At 49.1% G+C, this 611-nt stretch carries 2 tRNA genes and 1 rRNA gene; all 3 read right to left on the reverse strand.

Features of this window, described 5'->3' with window-relative positions:
- Window positions 1-162: 162 nt before the first annotated feature.
- Window positions 163-238, reverse strand: a tRNA-Ala gene (locus tag ACGF49_RS24715).
- Window positions 239-367: 129 nt separating this feature from the next.
- Window positions 368-444, reverse strand: a tRNA-Ile gene (locus tag ACGF49_RS24720).
- A 69-nt stretch (window positions 445-513) separates the two neighbouring features.
- Window positions 514-611 (reverse strand): 16S ribosomal RNA (locus ACGF49_RS24725); the annotation flags it as partial.

Raw genomic sequence — 611 nt, forward strand, 5'->3', positions numbered from 1 at the left:
TCACAACCCGAAAGTGTCTCGAATTGTTCAGCTTGAGAGACTCTTCACTCATATCCCAAGGATATCAGTGAGAATTTCAATTTTTCAGCTTGTTCCAGATTGTTAAAGAGCAAAATAATTCACAGCATACTGTCGCCAATATACTCTGAATTACGTTTAGTATGGTGGAGCTAAGCGGGATCGAACCGCTGACCTCCTGCGTGCAAGGCAGGCGCTCTCCCAGCTGAGCTATAGCCCCATACAGAAATAGACCGTTATCGTCCGTTCAATCAACTCGCTTAGCCGACGGGTATTTCAACGCGAGTCACGCAGTGTGCGCCAGCACATGAGTCACGCAGCGTCTGGAAGACCCAAGGATAAGTAGAGTTGGTAGGCCTGAGTGGACTTGAACCACCGACCTCACCCTTATCAGGGGTGCGCTCTAACCACCTGAGCTACAAGCCTATTACGATAACGCTATTCTCTTCTTTCATCAGACAATCTGTGTGAGCACTGCACTTAACCTATCTCAGGTAAGGAGGTGATCCAACCGCAGGTTCCCCTACGGTTACCTTGTTACGACTTCACCCCAGTCATGAACCACAAAGTGGTCAGCGCCCCCCTTTCGGTTA

This window comes from Photorhabdus sp. RM96S (assembly GCF_042879335.1).
In the GTDB taxonomy this organism is placed as follows: Bacteria; Pseudomonadota; Gammaproteobacteria; order Enterobacterales; family Enterobacteriaceae; genus Photorhabdus; species Photorhabdus kayaii.